General features: G+C 65.2%; 10 protein-coding genes and 3 riboswitches. Of the genes, 6 read left to right on the plus strand and 4 right to left on the minus strand.

From position 1 onward, the window contains the following. Window positions 1-48: 48 nt before the first annotated feature. Window positions 49-169: riboswitch (cobalamin riboswitch) on the minus strand. 163 nt (window positions 170-332) lie between these two features. The 4 genes from cbiE to OGL92_RS02180 all read left to right on the plus strand — a co-directional run bounded on the left by cbiE (window position 333) and on the right by OGL92_RS02180 (window position 5,007). Continuing rightward, window positions 333-1,553, plus strand: coding sequence for a precorrin-6y C5,15-methyltransferase (decarboxylating) subunit CbiE (cbiE, locus tag OGL92_RS02165; RefSeq protein ID WP_263139763.1), 1,221 nt, complete (start codon window positions 333-335; stop codon window positions 1,551-1,553). 267 nt (window positions 1,554-1,820) lie between these two features. Beyond that, a complete protein-coding gene (locus OGL92_RS02170) occupies window positions 1,821-2,540 on the plus strand; it encodes a cobalt-precorrin-6A reductase (protein ID WP_263139765.1) in 720 nt (239 codons plus the stop codon). Between the two features lie 383 nt (window positions 2,541-2,923). Then, window positions 2,924-3,895 (plus strand): LysM domain-containing protein, encoded by a 972-nt coding sequence (locus tag OGL92_RS02175; protein ID WP_263139767.1) that lies wholly within the window; start codon window positions 2,924-2,926, stop codon window positions 3,893-3,895. A gap of 548 nt (window positions 3,896-4,443) precedes the next feature. Beyond that, window positions 4,444-5,007, plus strand: coding sequence for a hypothetical protein (locus OGL92_RS02180; protein WP_263139768.1), 564 nt, complete (start codon window positions 4,444-4,446; stop codon window positions 5,005-5,007). A 423-nt stretch (window positions 5,008-5,430) separates the two neighbouring features. Here OGL92_RS02180 and OGL92_RS02185 read toward each other — a convergent pair whose 3' ends face one another. Together OGL92_RS02185 and OGL92_RS02190 are read right to left on the minus strand one after the other, a co-directional pair. After that, window positions 5,431-6,102 (minus strand): VWA domain-containing protein, encoded by a 672-nt coding sequence (locus OGL92_RS02185; protein WP_263140260.1) that lies wholly within the window; start codon window positions 6,100-6,102, stop codon window positions 5,431-5,433. Further along, window positions 6,084-7,088: an AAA family ATPase gene (locus OGL92_RS02190; protein WP_263139769.1), complete on the minus strand. Its 1,005-nt coding sequence runs from the start codon at window positions 7,086-7,088 to the stop codon at window positions 6,084-6,086. Before OGL92_RS02190 ends, OGL92_RS02185 begins: the two co-directional genes overlap by 19 nt. A 513-nt stretch (window positions 7,089-7,601) precedes the next feature. Between OGL92_RS02190 and OGL92_RS02195 the strand changes: the two genes are divergently transcribed. Next, the gene (locus OGL92_RS02195; RefSeq protein WP_263139771.1) at window positions 7,602-8,696 is read left to right on the plus strand and encodes a 3-deoxy-7-phosphoheptulonate synthase; all 1,095 of its coding nucleotides are present in this window, start codon (window positions 7,602-7,604) and stop codon (window positions 8,694-8,696) included. 2 nt (window positions 8,697-8,698) lie between these two features. Here OGL92_RS02195 and cobN read toward each other — a convergent pair whose 3' ends face one another. Then, the gene (cobN, locus tag OGL92_RS02200; RefSeq protein ID WP_263139773.1) at window positions 8,699-12,436 is read right to left on the minus strand and encodes a cobaltochelatase subunit CobN; all 3,738 of its coding nucleotides are present in this window, start codon (window positions 12,434-12,436) and stop codon (window positions 8,699-8,701) included. A 20-nt stretch (window positions 12,437-12,456) separates the two neighbouring features. Next, window positions 12,457-13,506 (minus strand): cobalamin biosynthesis protein CobW, encoded by a 1,050-nt coding sequence (cobW, locus tag OGL92_RS02205; RefSeq protein ID WP_276583684.1) that lies wholly within the window; start codon window positions 13,504-13,506, stop codon window positions 12,457-12,459. Between the two features lie 144 nt (window positions 13,507-13,650). Then, window positions 13,651-13,778: riboswitch (cobalamin riboswitch) on the minus strand. A 141-nt stretch (window positions 13,779-13,919) separates the two neighbouring features. Beyond that, window positions 13,920-14,144: riboswitch (cobalamin riboswitch) on the plus strand. 105 nt (window positions 14,145-14,249) lie between these two features. On the opposite strand from cobW, the gene OGL92_RS02210 reads away from it, so the two are divergent. Beyond that, the gene (locus tag OGL92_RS02210; protein WP_263139782.1) at window positions 14,250-14,432 is read left to right on the plus strand and encodes a CbtB domain-containing protein; all 183 of its coding nucleotides are present in this window, start codon (window positions 14,250-14,252) and stop codon (window positions 14,430-14,432) included. The last annotated feature ends 1 nt before the right edge of the window (window position 14,433 follow it).

A 14,433-nucleotide genomic window follows, 5' to 3' on the forward strand; every position in this document is an offset into this window, starting at 1 on the left:
ATCGGTACACCCCGCCCGATGTTGGTACATGCGACCCTGTTCGCCGGCAGGTCTCCTGGCTCGCAGGTCGTCGCCCGTGCGCGCCTTCCCGGACCGGCCAGTGGCGGATTGCGCATGGACTCGCTGCTTACAGTTGCGGGGGCAGCCACGGCTCGATCCCGTGTTCCCTCGCGCATCCCGCCACCTCCCGAGAGGCGGCCGCCGGCCTTGCCGAGCGGACGGATACGCGGCCCCGAAGGGCACCGGCGAACGGGTATTATGCCCGCTTTGTCGCACGCCGGGAAAAGCTTAGCGGCCCGGTGGAGCGCTACAGGCGAATCGAGGAGAGGCGGATGGCGCCCTGGTTGACGGTGGTGGGGATCGGCGAAGACGGCTATGGCGGGCTCGGCAAGGCCGCCCGCCGCGCCTTGCGCGAGGCGCGGGTGGTAATCGGCGGCGAGCGGCACCTGGCCCTGCTGCCGCGCTGCATCGCTGCGCAGCGCTTGCCCTGGCCCCGACCTTTCGCATTGACGCCGGTTTTGCAGCGCCGCGGCGAAGCGGGAGTCTGCGTGCTGGCCAGCGGCGACCCGATGTTCTACGGCGTCGGCGCCAGCCTGGCGGCGCAATTGCCCGCGGCGGAAATGCGCGTGCTGTCGGCGCCCTCCTCCTGCGCCCTGGCCGCCGCCCGGCTCGGCTGGGCGCTCCAGGACGTGAGCACCCTGTCCCTGGTCGGTCGTCCCTTACAGGCCCTGCATCCGCGCCTGCATGACGGCGCCCGCCTGCTGATCCTCAGCAGCGACGGCCACAGCCCGGCCGCCGTAGCCGGCCTGCTGACGGCGCGGGGCTACGGACCGAGCCGACTGAGCGTACTCGAACACCTGGGGGGCGAACGCGAGCGGCGCCTGGACGGGCGAGCCGAAACCTGGGGCGAAGTACAGGTCGCGGCGCTCAACGTACTGGCGGTGGAGTGCCTGGCGGGCGCGCAGGTTCCGCGCTTGCCCCTCGGCCCCGGGCTGCCCGACTCCGCCTATCGCCACGACGGGCAATTGACCAAGCGCGACGTGCGCGCGATCACCCTGGCGCGGCTGGCGCCGGCCCCGGGCGAGCTGCTCTGGGACGTGGGCGCCGGTTGCGGCTCCATCGGTATCGAATGGATGCGCAGCCATCCCGCTTGCCGCGCCCTGGCCATCGAGGCGAACAGCGAGCGGCAGGCGCTCATCCTGCACAACCGCGACGCCCTCGGCGTGCCGGACCTTCGCTTGGTGGCCGGCCACGCGCCGGAGGCACTGGCCGACCTGCCGGCGCCGGACGCGGTGTTCATCGGGGGCGGCGTCAGCCTTCCCGGCGTGCTGGAAAGGTGCTGGGAGCGCCTCAAGCCCGGCGGCCGCCTGGTGGCCAACGCAGTGACCTTGCAGAGCGAGGCGCGCCTGGTCGCCTGGCGCGAACGCCATGGCGGCGAACTGAGCCGCATCGCCCTCGCCCAGGCCCGCCCGCTGGGCGACTTCGACACCTGGCGTCAGGCGCTGCCGATCACCCTGCTGGAAGCGACCAAGCCGTGGAGTCCCCATGAGTAGCGACCTCGGCACGGCACCTTCGGCGGTAGCCAGCGGCAGGCTCGGAAAATCCTTCGAAGGCCCGGCGTTCATCGGTCCCGCCCACGGCATGGGCCCTCGCCGGTCCAGGGCGGGCCTTGCGCTGGAGGGCAGCGGGCTCGAAGCCAGGCCAAGAGGGCAACGGACTCCGGCGCACGGTCTTCTAGCGAAGCCATGCGGACCGAGCCCGAGACGCCTGGAGACGCTCGCCCTGGCGCGGCCCGGCTCCATCGGCACGCAGGCCAGCAGATGAGCCGGCGCATCCTGCTGCTCGGTGGAACCGGCGACGCCCTGCGCCTCGCCCACCGCCTGGGCCCCGGACACCTCTACAGCCTGGCGGGTCTCGGCCGGGTGCCCGACGACCTCGCCTGCGAGATCCGGGTCGGCGGTTTCGGCGGTGCCGAGGGACTCGCAGGGTTCCTGCGACAGGCCGGCATCGACCTGCTGCTGGACCTGACCCACCCCTACGCCGCCCGTATCAGCGCCAACGCGGCCCAAGCCGCGCAGGTCACGGGCGTGCCGCTGTGGGCCTTGCGGCGCCCGGCCTGGCACGCCCGCGAAGGCGACGATTGGCGGGACATCGCGGACTGGGCCGAATTGATCGACGCGCTAGACGCGTTCCAGCGTCCCTTCTTCACCCTGGGCCGCGAACCCCTCGCGCATCTGGACGGCATTCCCGGCCACCAGTATTGGACCATCCGCTGCCTCCAGGGCCAGCCTCCAGGCCCTCGCTACCGCGTCCTGGGCGATCGCGGTCCCTTCGAGCTGGACGCCGAACGCGTGCTATTCCAGCACGGCGATTTCGACGTGTTGATCAGCAAGAACAGCGGCGGCGCCTCGACCGAACCCAAACTCCAGGTGGCGCGGGAATTGGGGCGGCCGGTGCTGATGCTGGCTCGTCCTCCTTTGCCCCTCGCCGACCGGACGTTCGAGGATATGGAGAGTCTCTGGGGCGCATTGCAGGCATGACTGTGCGTGTCCTCACAGCCCTGATTCCACATAAAAGCTAGAATCCCTGCTCCCAGGGAGGACCTATGCAAACAATCGCTGACATACAGACTTATCCACGTAGACCGACGCGAGTTACTCAATACAAATATTCTTTAAGCGCCCCACAATTTTCTCTTTGGAAAAGCGGTATGGAAGCGTCTTTACGCAGCCAAGCCGATTGAAAAAAATACGACAACATTGTCAATGATATAGCAGCCACCTATAACAGGCATTTCCAGGGTCCAGGTATTTGCGAGGCGGGGCTTTTTGTTATCCCTTACATAGACAGCAGACTATTACGTGCGCTCTTATATACAGAGACGGGTCCCGCTGCATGGCAAGATGCTTGGAACACAAGACCCATGCAAATTGGCAACCCTGGCAATCTTGGTATAAATGACGTTTTAAGCAAAGATAAATTCACGGGCGAAAATATGAAACTTATTCTCCCCGGGGAATATCGCTATATAAGCCATGACAGCATCAGAACACGCCCAAGAGAAAATATAATAGCGGGCACCGCCTATCTATTAATGAGAGCCTGCACTTTCGCTACCCTAACCTTAAGGGAAGAAGGCCAGGTGCGTGAATTCACCATCACGCACGAATACTCCAATCTTGAAAAAATTTCCAAGGCGGCCGGCACCACGGTAGATACCCTTCGCACACTCAATCCGGGGATCAACCCTAAGGCACTGAGAGCCGGGCAAAAACTCTACTACGTTCAAGCAATCAGAAAACGTGTCTATACTCAATGGAGCGGCTGGATTTCAATTTCATTGCATCCATCTATAATGTCAACGGAGATGCGACTTACAAAGACAAACTCGAATTTTTCTTTAACGCCATTTGCACAGGAATCTAAGATGCCTATAACCTCAAAAATATTTTTCTTGTTATTTTTTAGCCTTCCAGGTTTTGCTCACAGTGAAAACCTAGAAACTGACTTCTTCGAAGGTCGTTACCACGGGCAAGGACGCGGATGTGGTGGGGTACTGACCATCCGCGCAAAAAATATTTCCTGGCATTCGGATGCACTTAATTGCGAAATAACAAGCTACACCACCTCTGAAGAACAACACGATGACTATCATCACCACATCATTTATCACATAAAAGCCAAAAACAAGGCCTGCCGCCTGCATGACATAAAACTTGGGCACGACAAATATTTCCCTAATTATGTTGGTGGTTGGTATACGAGCGGTTACTTCACAGCCAAGGCATTCGAGAACCGCCAAGATCCCGCTAGCGCAAGCTATGCATGCGTACTCATAAAAGATTTCAACTCCAAGAACAACCCTGAACCTAGATATCTACCGATTTCGGAGTAGGTCGGCGTCTCAGCCATTAATAACATCAACCTGTCTGCTCAATGTAGAATATCTAGTAATGCGTAATCGTTTAACAGACCTGGCCAGATCAACAGAATAACTATGCAGACCCTCATGCTTTTAAAAAGCTTATAGCCAACACAGTGAGGCATGCATGATTTTTTCATGAAGAGCTTAAAGAATGTTTGCTCATAAATTTATTTTTGTGTTAGCACTAGGCCGATATACTTATAGCTTGGCCGGAAACGATAGTTTGAACGCCAATTTTTCGAGGGCCGTTATTATGGTCAAGGCCGCGGTTGCGGCGGTGTGTTGATTGTGAAGTAATGAGCTACGGCACGATGGAGGAAGAGCATGACGCCTATGATCATCCATTGTCTACCGTATCAAACACAAGAATAAAGTGTGTCGCTTGCAAGCCCTTTAGCTGCTTCATGACGAGTGCTTTCCGAACTATGTGGGTGGCTGATATGCGAACGACTACCTTACTGCAAATGAATTCAACAGTCGCCATGAAGCCAATAGCGCAAGTTATGGATGTGTAGTTCATGAAGGATTTCAACTTAAAGAACAACCCCAAAACCAAAACCATGATACTTAGCAATGTATTCAAACAGCTTTTTCATTGGGCGATATCAAAAGGAAACACTACTACACTAATTTTCATAGGCGTAATGGGCTTTGCAGGGACAGCTACCCCCAAGGACGACGCGCCGAACACCAGTCTTTTTGAAGGCCGTTATCACGGGCAAGGGCGCGGCTGTGGCGGCGTATTGACCATTCGCTCAAAGTATATATCTTGGCATTCGGAAGCTTTGAGCTGTGAAATAAGGAGCTACACAAACTCAGAAGAAGAACACAATGGTTATGGCCATCGTATTATTTACCGGATAAAGCAAAAGAACAAAGCGTGTCGCCTGTATGCCATCGAGCTGGGGCATTCAGATCAATACCCTAGCTACCTATTGGGCTGGTATATTACTGGTTTTTTCACGCAGAAAGAATTCGATGATCGTCAAGAGCCTGCCAGCGCCCGCTATGCTTGCGCGCTTATCAAAGACTACAACCCACACAACAACCCTGAACCTACGGATTTGCCGGTCGCAAAATAGCGACTGCTCAATAAGCGGTTCTGTACGAATGCCTGGCCGCTTATCAATATCCCAAATGAACGCTTTCAAGCTCACGGCGATGAGAAAGATACAAGGAAACTTGGCGCCATTGGCGAGACTGATATTCCCTACGCCGAACTTACGTTCGTCCAGCTCGGCCCATCGCAGTTCGACTTCCAGCAATACGTTCAATAAACGCGGGTGAGCGAACGGGCTTGCTCCATACATGGGTGTTCCATAGGTGTAATAGCCAGCTTCCCCAGGCGCCTGCGGTAGGGGGAAATAACTTTGCCGTCTTGATAAGGAATGTTTCCCCTAATTCTTCCCTGTAGAGATGAAAGACGATTAAGGTCAAACCCCTCTCCACAGTCAAACGGCGGCTGCGCTTCTGTGAAACGGTGCACTGTGCGCTGCGTCGCCCTTCTAATCCAATGACCGGTATTCCGCGCCGAGCCGCTCTGCGAGAAGTCGACCGCGTCCCAACCGAATCGGCCCGCTTTCGATGTCGATCAGCAGGCTCGGACAACAGGGGATCAGTTGAGCGGGCAGGTGCCGCAAGCGGCCGTCGGTGAAGATCAGCAGGCGTTGGCGTTCGGTGGGCCTCTGACGCTGGCGGCGCACCAGCCAGTCATGGGCCTGCCGCAGGGCGTCCTCCAAGGGTGTGCCGCCGCCCGCGCCGAGTCGGATCAGCCAAGCCTGCAGCCTGGCGGACGCCGGTCGGTCCAGCCAGGACCAGCGGGCGTCCCGCCCACCGGCCTGCAACACGGCGAGACGTACCCGCTGGCGGTATGCCTGTTCGAACAGTCCGCTCAGCAGCGCCTTCGCTCGGCCGAGGGCGCCGTGGCGACCTGTGCTGGCGGAGGCGTCCAGGATCACCACCCAGAGCGCCGGGGAATCCGCACGGCGCGGCGACCGGATCAGGTCGGAACGCTGGCGGGGCCGACCGCCGGCCAGGGTCGCCGGCCAGTCGATGCGGCCGCGCAGGCCTACGCCGGAACGCGCGCCCTGGGTTCCGCCCTGGTTCTCCCCGGGTCGTTGTCTGGCATCCGCTCCGGCCAGGGGCGCGGAACGGATGCTCAGGTCTTTTTTAGCCAGGCGGGCAACTCACGGGGAGCGGCCGGCGCAACCGGCTGCGCCGGCAACTCGCCCCATTGGCCCTCGCCCGTCGAGGCCTTCGAGGGCCGGTCGGTGGCCTGGGGCGGCGGCGCAAGCGCCTGGCCGCCATCCGCGCCGGGCTGGCCGCGATGGGCCAGGACGAAAGCCTCCACCGCGTCCAGGTCCTCCTGCGCCATGCGCTCGGCCCCGCGCCAGGCCGCATGGGCCCGTGCGCCTCGCAGCCATACCAGGTCCGCGCGCAGCCCCTCCACGTCGGCGTCGAAACAACGCTGGGCGATGCTTTCCAGGCTGGCGTCGTCGAGGGGGATCCCGGCCAGCCGTGCACGGGCCTGCGCACAGCGTGCGATCAACTCAGTCTGGCGCGCCTGCCACAGGGCCAGGAACGCGTTGGGATCGCTATCGAATGCGAGGCGACGCCGGACAATTTCCGCGCGATCCGGCGGAACGGGCGATCCCTCGAGGCTCACCTTGAAGCCGAAGCGATCGAGCAACTGGGGACGCAGCTCGCCTTCCTCGGGGTTCATGGTACCGATTAGCACGAAACGCGCCGGGTGCCGATGGGACAGGCCGTCGCGCTCCACCAGGTTGACGCCGCTGGCCGCCACGTCCAGCAGCAGGTCCACCAAGTGGTCCGGTAGCAGGTTCACTTCGTCGACGTAGAGCACACCCTCGTGCGCCTTGGCCAACAGGCCGGGGGAAAAGCGCACCTGCCCTTCGCCCAGGGCCGCGTCGAGATCCAGGGTGCCGACGATGCGCTCCTCGCTGGCGCCGAGCGGCAGGGTGACGAAGCCGCCCCGCTCCAGCAGGTCCGCGACGCCCCGCGCGAGGGTCGACTTGGCCATGCCGCGAGGCCCTTCGATGAGCACCCCGCCGATGGCCGGATCGATGGCGGCGAGGCAGAGCGCCAGCTTCAGGTCATCGGCAGCGACCACGGCGGCGAGGGGAAAATGCGGAATAGACGACATGGAGGGTCCTGGGTATGGCGAAACGGGAATGGTAGCGAAGGCCGCCGGGCTCGGCACCTTCTCGATAGCGGTCGGTGATTGAAAGGCTCGAATCGATGCAGTAAGTTGGTCGGCATCACGGAGATCGCCATGCCGCACGCCCCTTCCCATTCGTCCTTCACCCGCCCGGTTGCCGTATGCAACGTGCCGGCGTGCGCGCGGGTCGGGGCCGGGCTTGGTTATCCGTTCTTCGGGTATTGGTTTAGCCACGGCGCCTGATACCCCCCAGGCGCCCCAGCATCCGGGTCGCCGCCAGTGTTTTCGAACCCCCGGTCGGTTACCCGACCGGGGGTTTTGTTTTTTCGCGCCGAATCCCGGCGCATTTTCCAGGAGCATCGCATGACCACTTACCGCCGCTATTACCCCCGTTCCTTCGCTAGCGGGCGATTTAGCCGCTCGACCGCCGACCGCTCACCCTCGAACCGAACACCTAGTTAGTGACCGGCGCGCACCGCGCGCCGGCGGGAATCCCTCATGAACGCTTCCGTCGCTCCTCTGCTGTCCTCCGCTTCCGCACAACCGATAGAGCCGCCGCACACCGCGTCGAATCGAGACACCCTGCCCCTGCCCAACCCCGCCGAGCTTCGCCAGCGGCTTCCGCTATCCCCCGCCCTGGCCGCGCGGATTCGCACCGATCGCCAGGCCATTCGCGCGATTCTCGACGGTCGCGACGAGCGCCTGCTGGTGGTGGTCGGCCCCTGCTCCCTGCATGACCCCGATTCCGCCCTCGAATACGCCGAACGCCTGGCCGACCTGGCGGAGCGGGTTTCCGACCGGCTGCTGCCGGTAATGCGCGCTTACGTCGAGAAACCCCGCACGACGGTGGGCTGGAAAGGTTTGCTCTACGACCCTCACTTGGACGGCAGCGACGACCTGACCGAAGGCCTGGCGCTGTCCCGCCGACTGATGCTGCAAATCCTCGAGCGCGGCCTGCCGCTGGCCAGCGAGGTGCTGCAACCCCTGGCCGCGGGTTACTTCGACGACCTGCTCGGCTGGGCCGCCATCGGCGCGCGAACCAGCGAATCCCAGGTGCATCGCGAGCTGGTCAGCGGCCTGGACCTGCCGGTGGGCTTCAAGAACGGCACCGACGGCGGCATCGCCATCGCCTGCGACGCCATGCGCTCGGCCGCCCGCCCGCATCGGCATTTCGGCATCGACGCCCTGGGCCGTCCGGCGCGGGTGGCGACCGCCGGTAATCCGGACACCCACCTGGTGTTGCGCGGCGGCCACCAGGGCCCCAATCACGACGCGCGAAGCGTGGGCGAGGCCCGCGAAGGCTTGCGGCGCCAGGGCGTCCCGGCGCGGATCATGATCGATTGCAGCCACGCCAACAGCGGCAAGGACCCGCTGCGCCAGCCGGAGGTGTTCGCCAGTCTGCTGGAACAGCGCCTGGCCGGCGACCTGTCGCTACGTGGGGCGATGCTGGAAAGCCATCTGTTCGACGGCTGCCAGCCGCTTTCCGGCCCCCTGCGCTACGGCGTGTCGATCACCGATGGCTGCCTGGGTTGGGAAGCCACCGAAGCGCTGCTGCTGGATGCCGCCCGACGCTTGGGCGGCCGGCGCGGTTAGGTTCATTGCTCCTCGATGTCCAGCAGCAGGTTCTCCAGGCGCTCGCGGTACTCGCCGGGCTGCTCCCAGAGGCCGCGCTGCTGGGCCTCGACAAGCCGTTCGGCGATGTCCCTCAAGGCGTCCGGGTTGTGGTGCTGGATGAACGCGCGGGTGTCGTCGTCCAGCAGGTAGGCATCGGCCAGCAACTGGTACTGGTGATCGTCCACCAACTCGCTGGTGGCGTCGAAGGCGAACAGGTAGTCCACGGTGGCTGCCAGTTCGAAGGCGCCCTTGTAGCCGTGGCGCTTCATCCCGGCGATCCACTTGGGGTTGGCGGCGCGGGCCCGCACCACCCGTCCCAGCTCCTCCTTGAGGGTGCGGATACGCGGCCGGTCGGGCTGGCTATGGTCGCCGTGATAGCTGGCCACCGGCGCGCCGCCCAGGGTTTCGGCGGCCGCCAGCATGCCGCCCTGGAACTGGTAATAGTCGTTGGAGTCGAGCAGGTCGTGCTCGCGGTTGTCCTGGTTCTGCACCACAGCCTGGAGCAGCCCGAGCCGTTGGGCGAAATCCGCCCGCGCCGGGCTGCCGGCGTCCTCGGCGCCGTAGGCGAAGCCGCCCCAGTTCAGGTAGGCCTCGGCGAGGTCGGCGCGGTTCTGCCAGGCGCGCTCTTCGATGACCCCCTGCACCCCGGCGCCATAGGCGCCCGGCGCGGCACCGAAAATCCGCCATCCCGCCTGGCGCCGCGCGTCGTCCGCGCTCGCGCCTTGCGCCTGCAATCGCGCGCGTTCGCTGCGCACGCGGGCCGCCAGCGGGTTGAAATCATCCGGTTCGTCCAGCTCGGCCACCGCTTGCACCGCCGCGTCGAACAGGCGGATCAGATTGGCGAAGGCATCGCGGAAGAATCCGGAGACCCGCAGCGTCACGTCCACCCGCGGATGATCGAGTGCGCCAGGCGGGAGGATTTCGAAATCCTCCACCCGCTGGCTGCCGGCCTGCCAGACCGGCCGCACGCCCAGCAGCGCCATGGCCTGGGCGATGTCGTCGCCGCCGCTGCGCATGGTGGCGGTGCCCCATACCGACAGGCCGAGCTGACGCAGGGGTTCGCCGTGGTCCTGCAGGTGGCGCTCCAGGAGCAGGCGCGCCGACTGCAAGCCGAGGCTCCAGGCGGTGGGGGTCGGCAGGTTGCGCACGTCCACCGAATAGAAGTTACGCCCGGTGGGCAGTACATCCAGGCGCCCGCGGCTGGGCGCGCCACTGGGGCCGGCCGGGATGAAGTGTCCCTCCAAAGCCTGTAGCACGCCGGCGATCTCCGCAGCGCCGCACGCGTCCAGGGCCGGGGCCACACGCTCGCATACCTGCCTCAGTACCGCCGCGCTGGCGGTCCAGCCCGGCTCGGCCTGGCCGTCGCCGCGGATCAGCGCCAAAGCCAGCTTTTCCAGGCGCTCGCGGGTGTCGCCGGCACTGCGCCAGGCGCTGTCATCCAGCGCATGCAACACGGCGGGACGCGGCCCCTGCCAGGGTTCGGCCATCTCGCAATCCAGGGGATCGAAGCCCAGCGCCAGGTCGTCGGCCAGGGCGCGCAGCAGGCTGGCGTTGCCGCCCCGGCCATCGGCCCGGGGAATGCGCACCAGGGCCAACAGGGTGTCGTCGCGCAACGTCCCCTCCGGCGATTCGCCGAAGATGTGCAGGCCGTCGCGGATCTGCGACTCCTTGAGGTCGCAGAGGTAGGTATCCAGTTGCGGAAGCCAGCTATCCGGATCCTCGCTGAGCTGGAGGCCCAGCTCGCGATCCAGGTGGGTCTCGCGCACCAGGGCCAGAATCTCCCCGCGCAGCCGTTCGGCCCGGCGTGGGTCGAGCAGGCAGGCGTCGTAGTACTCGTCGGCGAGGCGTTCGAGGTCGCGCAGCGGGCCATAGCTTTCCGCGCGGGTCAGCGGCGGCATCAGGTGATCGACGATCACCGCCTGAGTACGCCGCTTGGCCTGGGCGCCCTCCCCCGGGTCGTTGACGATGAACGGGTAGATGTTCGGCCAGGGCCCGAGCACGGCATCGGGCCAGCAGCCTTCCGAGAGGCCGACGCCCTTGCCCGGCAACCACTCCAGGTTGCCATGCTTGCCGACGTGCACCACCGCGTCCATGGCGAACACCTGCCGCAGCCAGAAGTAGAAGGCCAGGTAGCCGTGAGGCGGCACCAGGGCCGGGTCATGGTAGATGGCGCTGGGGTCGAGCTGGTAGCCACGGGCCGGCTGGATACCGACGAAGGTCAGGCCGAAGCGCAGCCCGGCGACCATCATCCGTCCGCCACGGCACATCGGGTCGGCCTCCGGCTCGCCCCAGCGTGCCTGCACCGCCAGGCGATTGGCCTCGGGCAGGCGCTGGAAATGCTCGCGATACTCGGCCATTGCCAGGCTCTGCCGGGCCGGACGCTGATCGAGGCTGTCGAGGTCGTTGCTCACGCCGCCGAGCAGCTCCTGGATCAGCGCGGTGCCGTTCTCCGGCAGGCCTTCGACCGGATAGCCCCGGTCGCGCAGCGCGCGCAGGATGTTCAGCGCGGCGGCCGGCGTGTCCAGGCCGACGCCATTGCCGATGCGGCCGTCGCGGGTCGGGTAGTTGGCCAGCACCAAGGCCACCCGTTTGTCGGCGTTCGGCAGCCGCGCCAGGCGACACCAGCGCCACGCCAATTCGGCGACGAAGGCCATCCGGCCGGTATCGGCCCGGTAGCAGACCACGTCGCTCTGGCTGCGCTCGCTGCGCCAGGCGAGGTCCTTGAAACTCACCGGACGGGTGACGATGCGCCCGTCGAGTTCGGGCAGGGCGATGTGCATCGCCAGGTCCCGGGCACCCAGGCCCTGGGCGTTATCCAGCCAGACCTGACGGTTGTCCAGAGCGCAGATGGCTTGCAACACCGGCACCGGACGCCGGAACGGCGAGCGCCCCGGCGCTTCCGGACTGGACTGGGCGAACCCGGTGGTATTGACGATCAGCGCGGCCTGCGCCTCGTCGAGCAGCGCTTCCACCTCCGCCAGGCAGGCCGCTTCCTTGAGGCTGGCGACGGCGATGGGCAGAGGGTCGAGCCCCTGGGCCTGCAACTGGACGCAGAATGCGTCGATGAAAGCGGTGTTCGCCGCCTGCAGGTGGGTACGGTAGAACAGCAAGGCCACCACCGGCCGCTCCGCCGCCCATTGGCGACGCCAGGCCTCCAAGGTCGGTCGCGCGATCTCCGGGTGGTAGAGCGCCACCCGGGGCAAGGCCCGCGGGGCCTCCCAGGGATAGTCGCGGCCGAGCCAGCGCGTGGCGAGGAATCGGTAGAACTGGCGGGCATTGTCCAGGCCGCCCTGGCGCAGGAACTGCCAGGCCCGTTCGGCGTCCCCGGCCGGCACCGTGCCCAGGGCGCTCAGCTCAGGGTCGGGCCGGTCGTCGCCCGGCACCAGGATCAGTTGCACACCGCGCCAGCCGAGCTCCACCAGACGTTCGATGCCGTAGCGCCAGTAACCGATACCGCCATGCAGGGACAGCATGATCACCCGCGCATGCTGCAACACCTCTTCCACGTACAGGTCCACCGAGGCGTGGTTGCGCAACTGGCCGGGGTTGGCCAGGCGCAGGCTCGGATAGTCGTCCGGCAGGTCCCGCGCGGCCTCGGCGAGCAGCGACAGGTGCGAATCGCCGCTACAGAGCACCACCAGTTCGGCGGGGGTCTGGGCCAGGTGAGCGATGCCGTCGTCCGGCACGAAGCCACCCGGCTGGGTGCGCAGCAGGTGCATGCTTCAGCGCCGCGCCATGCTCAGAGCGCCGCGCGCAGTTCGGCGGCGATCGCCGCGCGGTCCAGTGCCTGGCCGATCACCACCAGCCGCGTGGTGCGGGGCTCGTCGGTGCGCCAGGCGCGGTCGAAATGCTTGTCGAAGCGTTTTCCGACGCCCTGGATGAGCAGGCGCATGGGCTTGCCGGGAATCGCCGCGAACCCCTTCACACGCAGGATCGCGTGACGCCCCACCAGGGTCGCGAGGGCATCGAGTAGACGCCGGTCGTCGACCTCCGGCAGGTCCAGGTCGAAGGAGTCGAATTCGTCGTGATCGTGTTCTTCGTGGGGTTCGTGATCGTGATGGGTGGCGCGGCCGTCGATGTGGCGCTCGGCTTCGGCGTTGAGCCCGAGCAACACGTCCAGCGGCAAATGCCCCTGGTGGGCCTCGACGATCTTCACCGCCGGCGGCAGTTCCCGGACCACTTCGGCGCGGACCCGGGCCAGGGCATCGGCATCCAGCAGGTCGCTCTTGTTCAGGATCACCAGGTCGGCGCTGGCCAACTGGTCTTCGAACAGCTCGTGCAGCGGCGACTCATGGTCGAGGTTGGGGTCCTGGCGACGCTGCGCGTCCACTTGGTCGGGATGGGCGGCGAAGGTGCCGGCCGCCACCGCCGGGCTATCGACCACGGTGATGACCGCATCCACCGTGCAGGCATTGCGAATTTCCGGCCACTGGAACGCCTGGACCAGGGGCTTAGGCAGGGCGAGGCCGGAGGTTTCGATGAGGATCTGGTCGAGGTCGTCGCGGCGCGCGACCAGTTCGCGCATCACCGGGAAGAATTCTTCCTGCACGGTGCAGCACAGGCAGCCGTTGGCCAGTTCGAAGACGCGCCCGGCGGCTTCTTCCTCGCTGCAGCCGATGGCGCATTGCTTGAGCAGGTCGCCATCGATGCCCAGCTCGCCGAACTCGTTGACGATCACCGCGATGCGTCGCCCTTGCGCGTTGTCCAGCATGTGCCGCAGCAAGGTGGTTTTGCCCGCGCCGAGAAAGCCGGTGACGATGGTGACGGGAAGTTTGCCCAGAGTTTTCATGTGCGGCGCGGTCCTTTCTGAACGAAGCGGATCGGGCGGGCATGCCTGACGAGCGCGCGCAGCGGAGACCCGCGCCACGGATTCGCCACCGGATCACCCCGCCCGGTTTGTCATCGGAGGCCGTGCGGACACGACCGTCGAGGCAGGTCTCCTGGCTCACGGCTTGCGCGTTGCGCGCCTGTCCGCCTTCCCACGGTGGAACCGCAGTGGCATCCGGACAGGCCTGGGCCGTTCACAGTTGCGGGGGCAGCCGCGGCATGACCGCGTTCCCTCCTGCGGCGAGCGCCGCGCTCGAGCGCGGAACCGGCCTGCAGGCCCGGGCCGCAGCCCGGGAAACCTCGAACCGGCAAGGCTACGCAGTGCCCCGATACAGGTCAATCGCCGCGGTTGACGCTCGCGACGCATTCATGCTGTTCTAGAAAGCTGTTCCAGGTGTCTCGCGCCGTCGCGCGCGAGGTGAAACGGGAAGCCGGTGCGCGGGGTTCGACCCTCGGCAAGTCCGGCGCTGCCCCCGCAACGGTAAGCGAGTGATGGGATCGAACGTCCACTGTGCCCCTGGCATGGGAAGGCGATCCCGGTGATCGGCCGATGGTCGAAGCTCGCAAGCCCGGAGACCGGCCTGGAGCTCTGTTTGGCAACCCGCGGTGGGCGGGCGCGAGCTGAAGCCGGTCCGTTCCCGACGTCCGGCTTTCGTGCGTTCCCCCTCGTCGCGCCCCGCTTCGTCGAAGAAGGAACGTCCGTCCATGTCCAGCAGCACCCTACTCCAATCCACCGCCGCGCTCCCCCTGTCGCAACGCCTGCCGCTCGCCATCGGCAGCTGCCTGCTCGGTGCGCTGCTGATCTATTTCGCCGGTTTCTCCCATATCGATGCGGTGCACAACGCCGCTCACGACACCCGCCACAGCACCGCCTTCCCCTGCCACTGAG

Origin of the sequence: Pseudomonas sp. RIT-PI-AD (genome assembly GCF_025642785.1) — a bacterium.
Lineage (GTDB): Bacteria > Pseudomonadota > Gammaproteobacteria > Pseudomonadales > Pseudomonadaceae > Pseudomonas_T.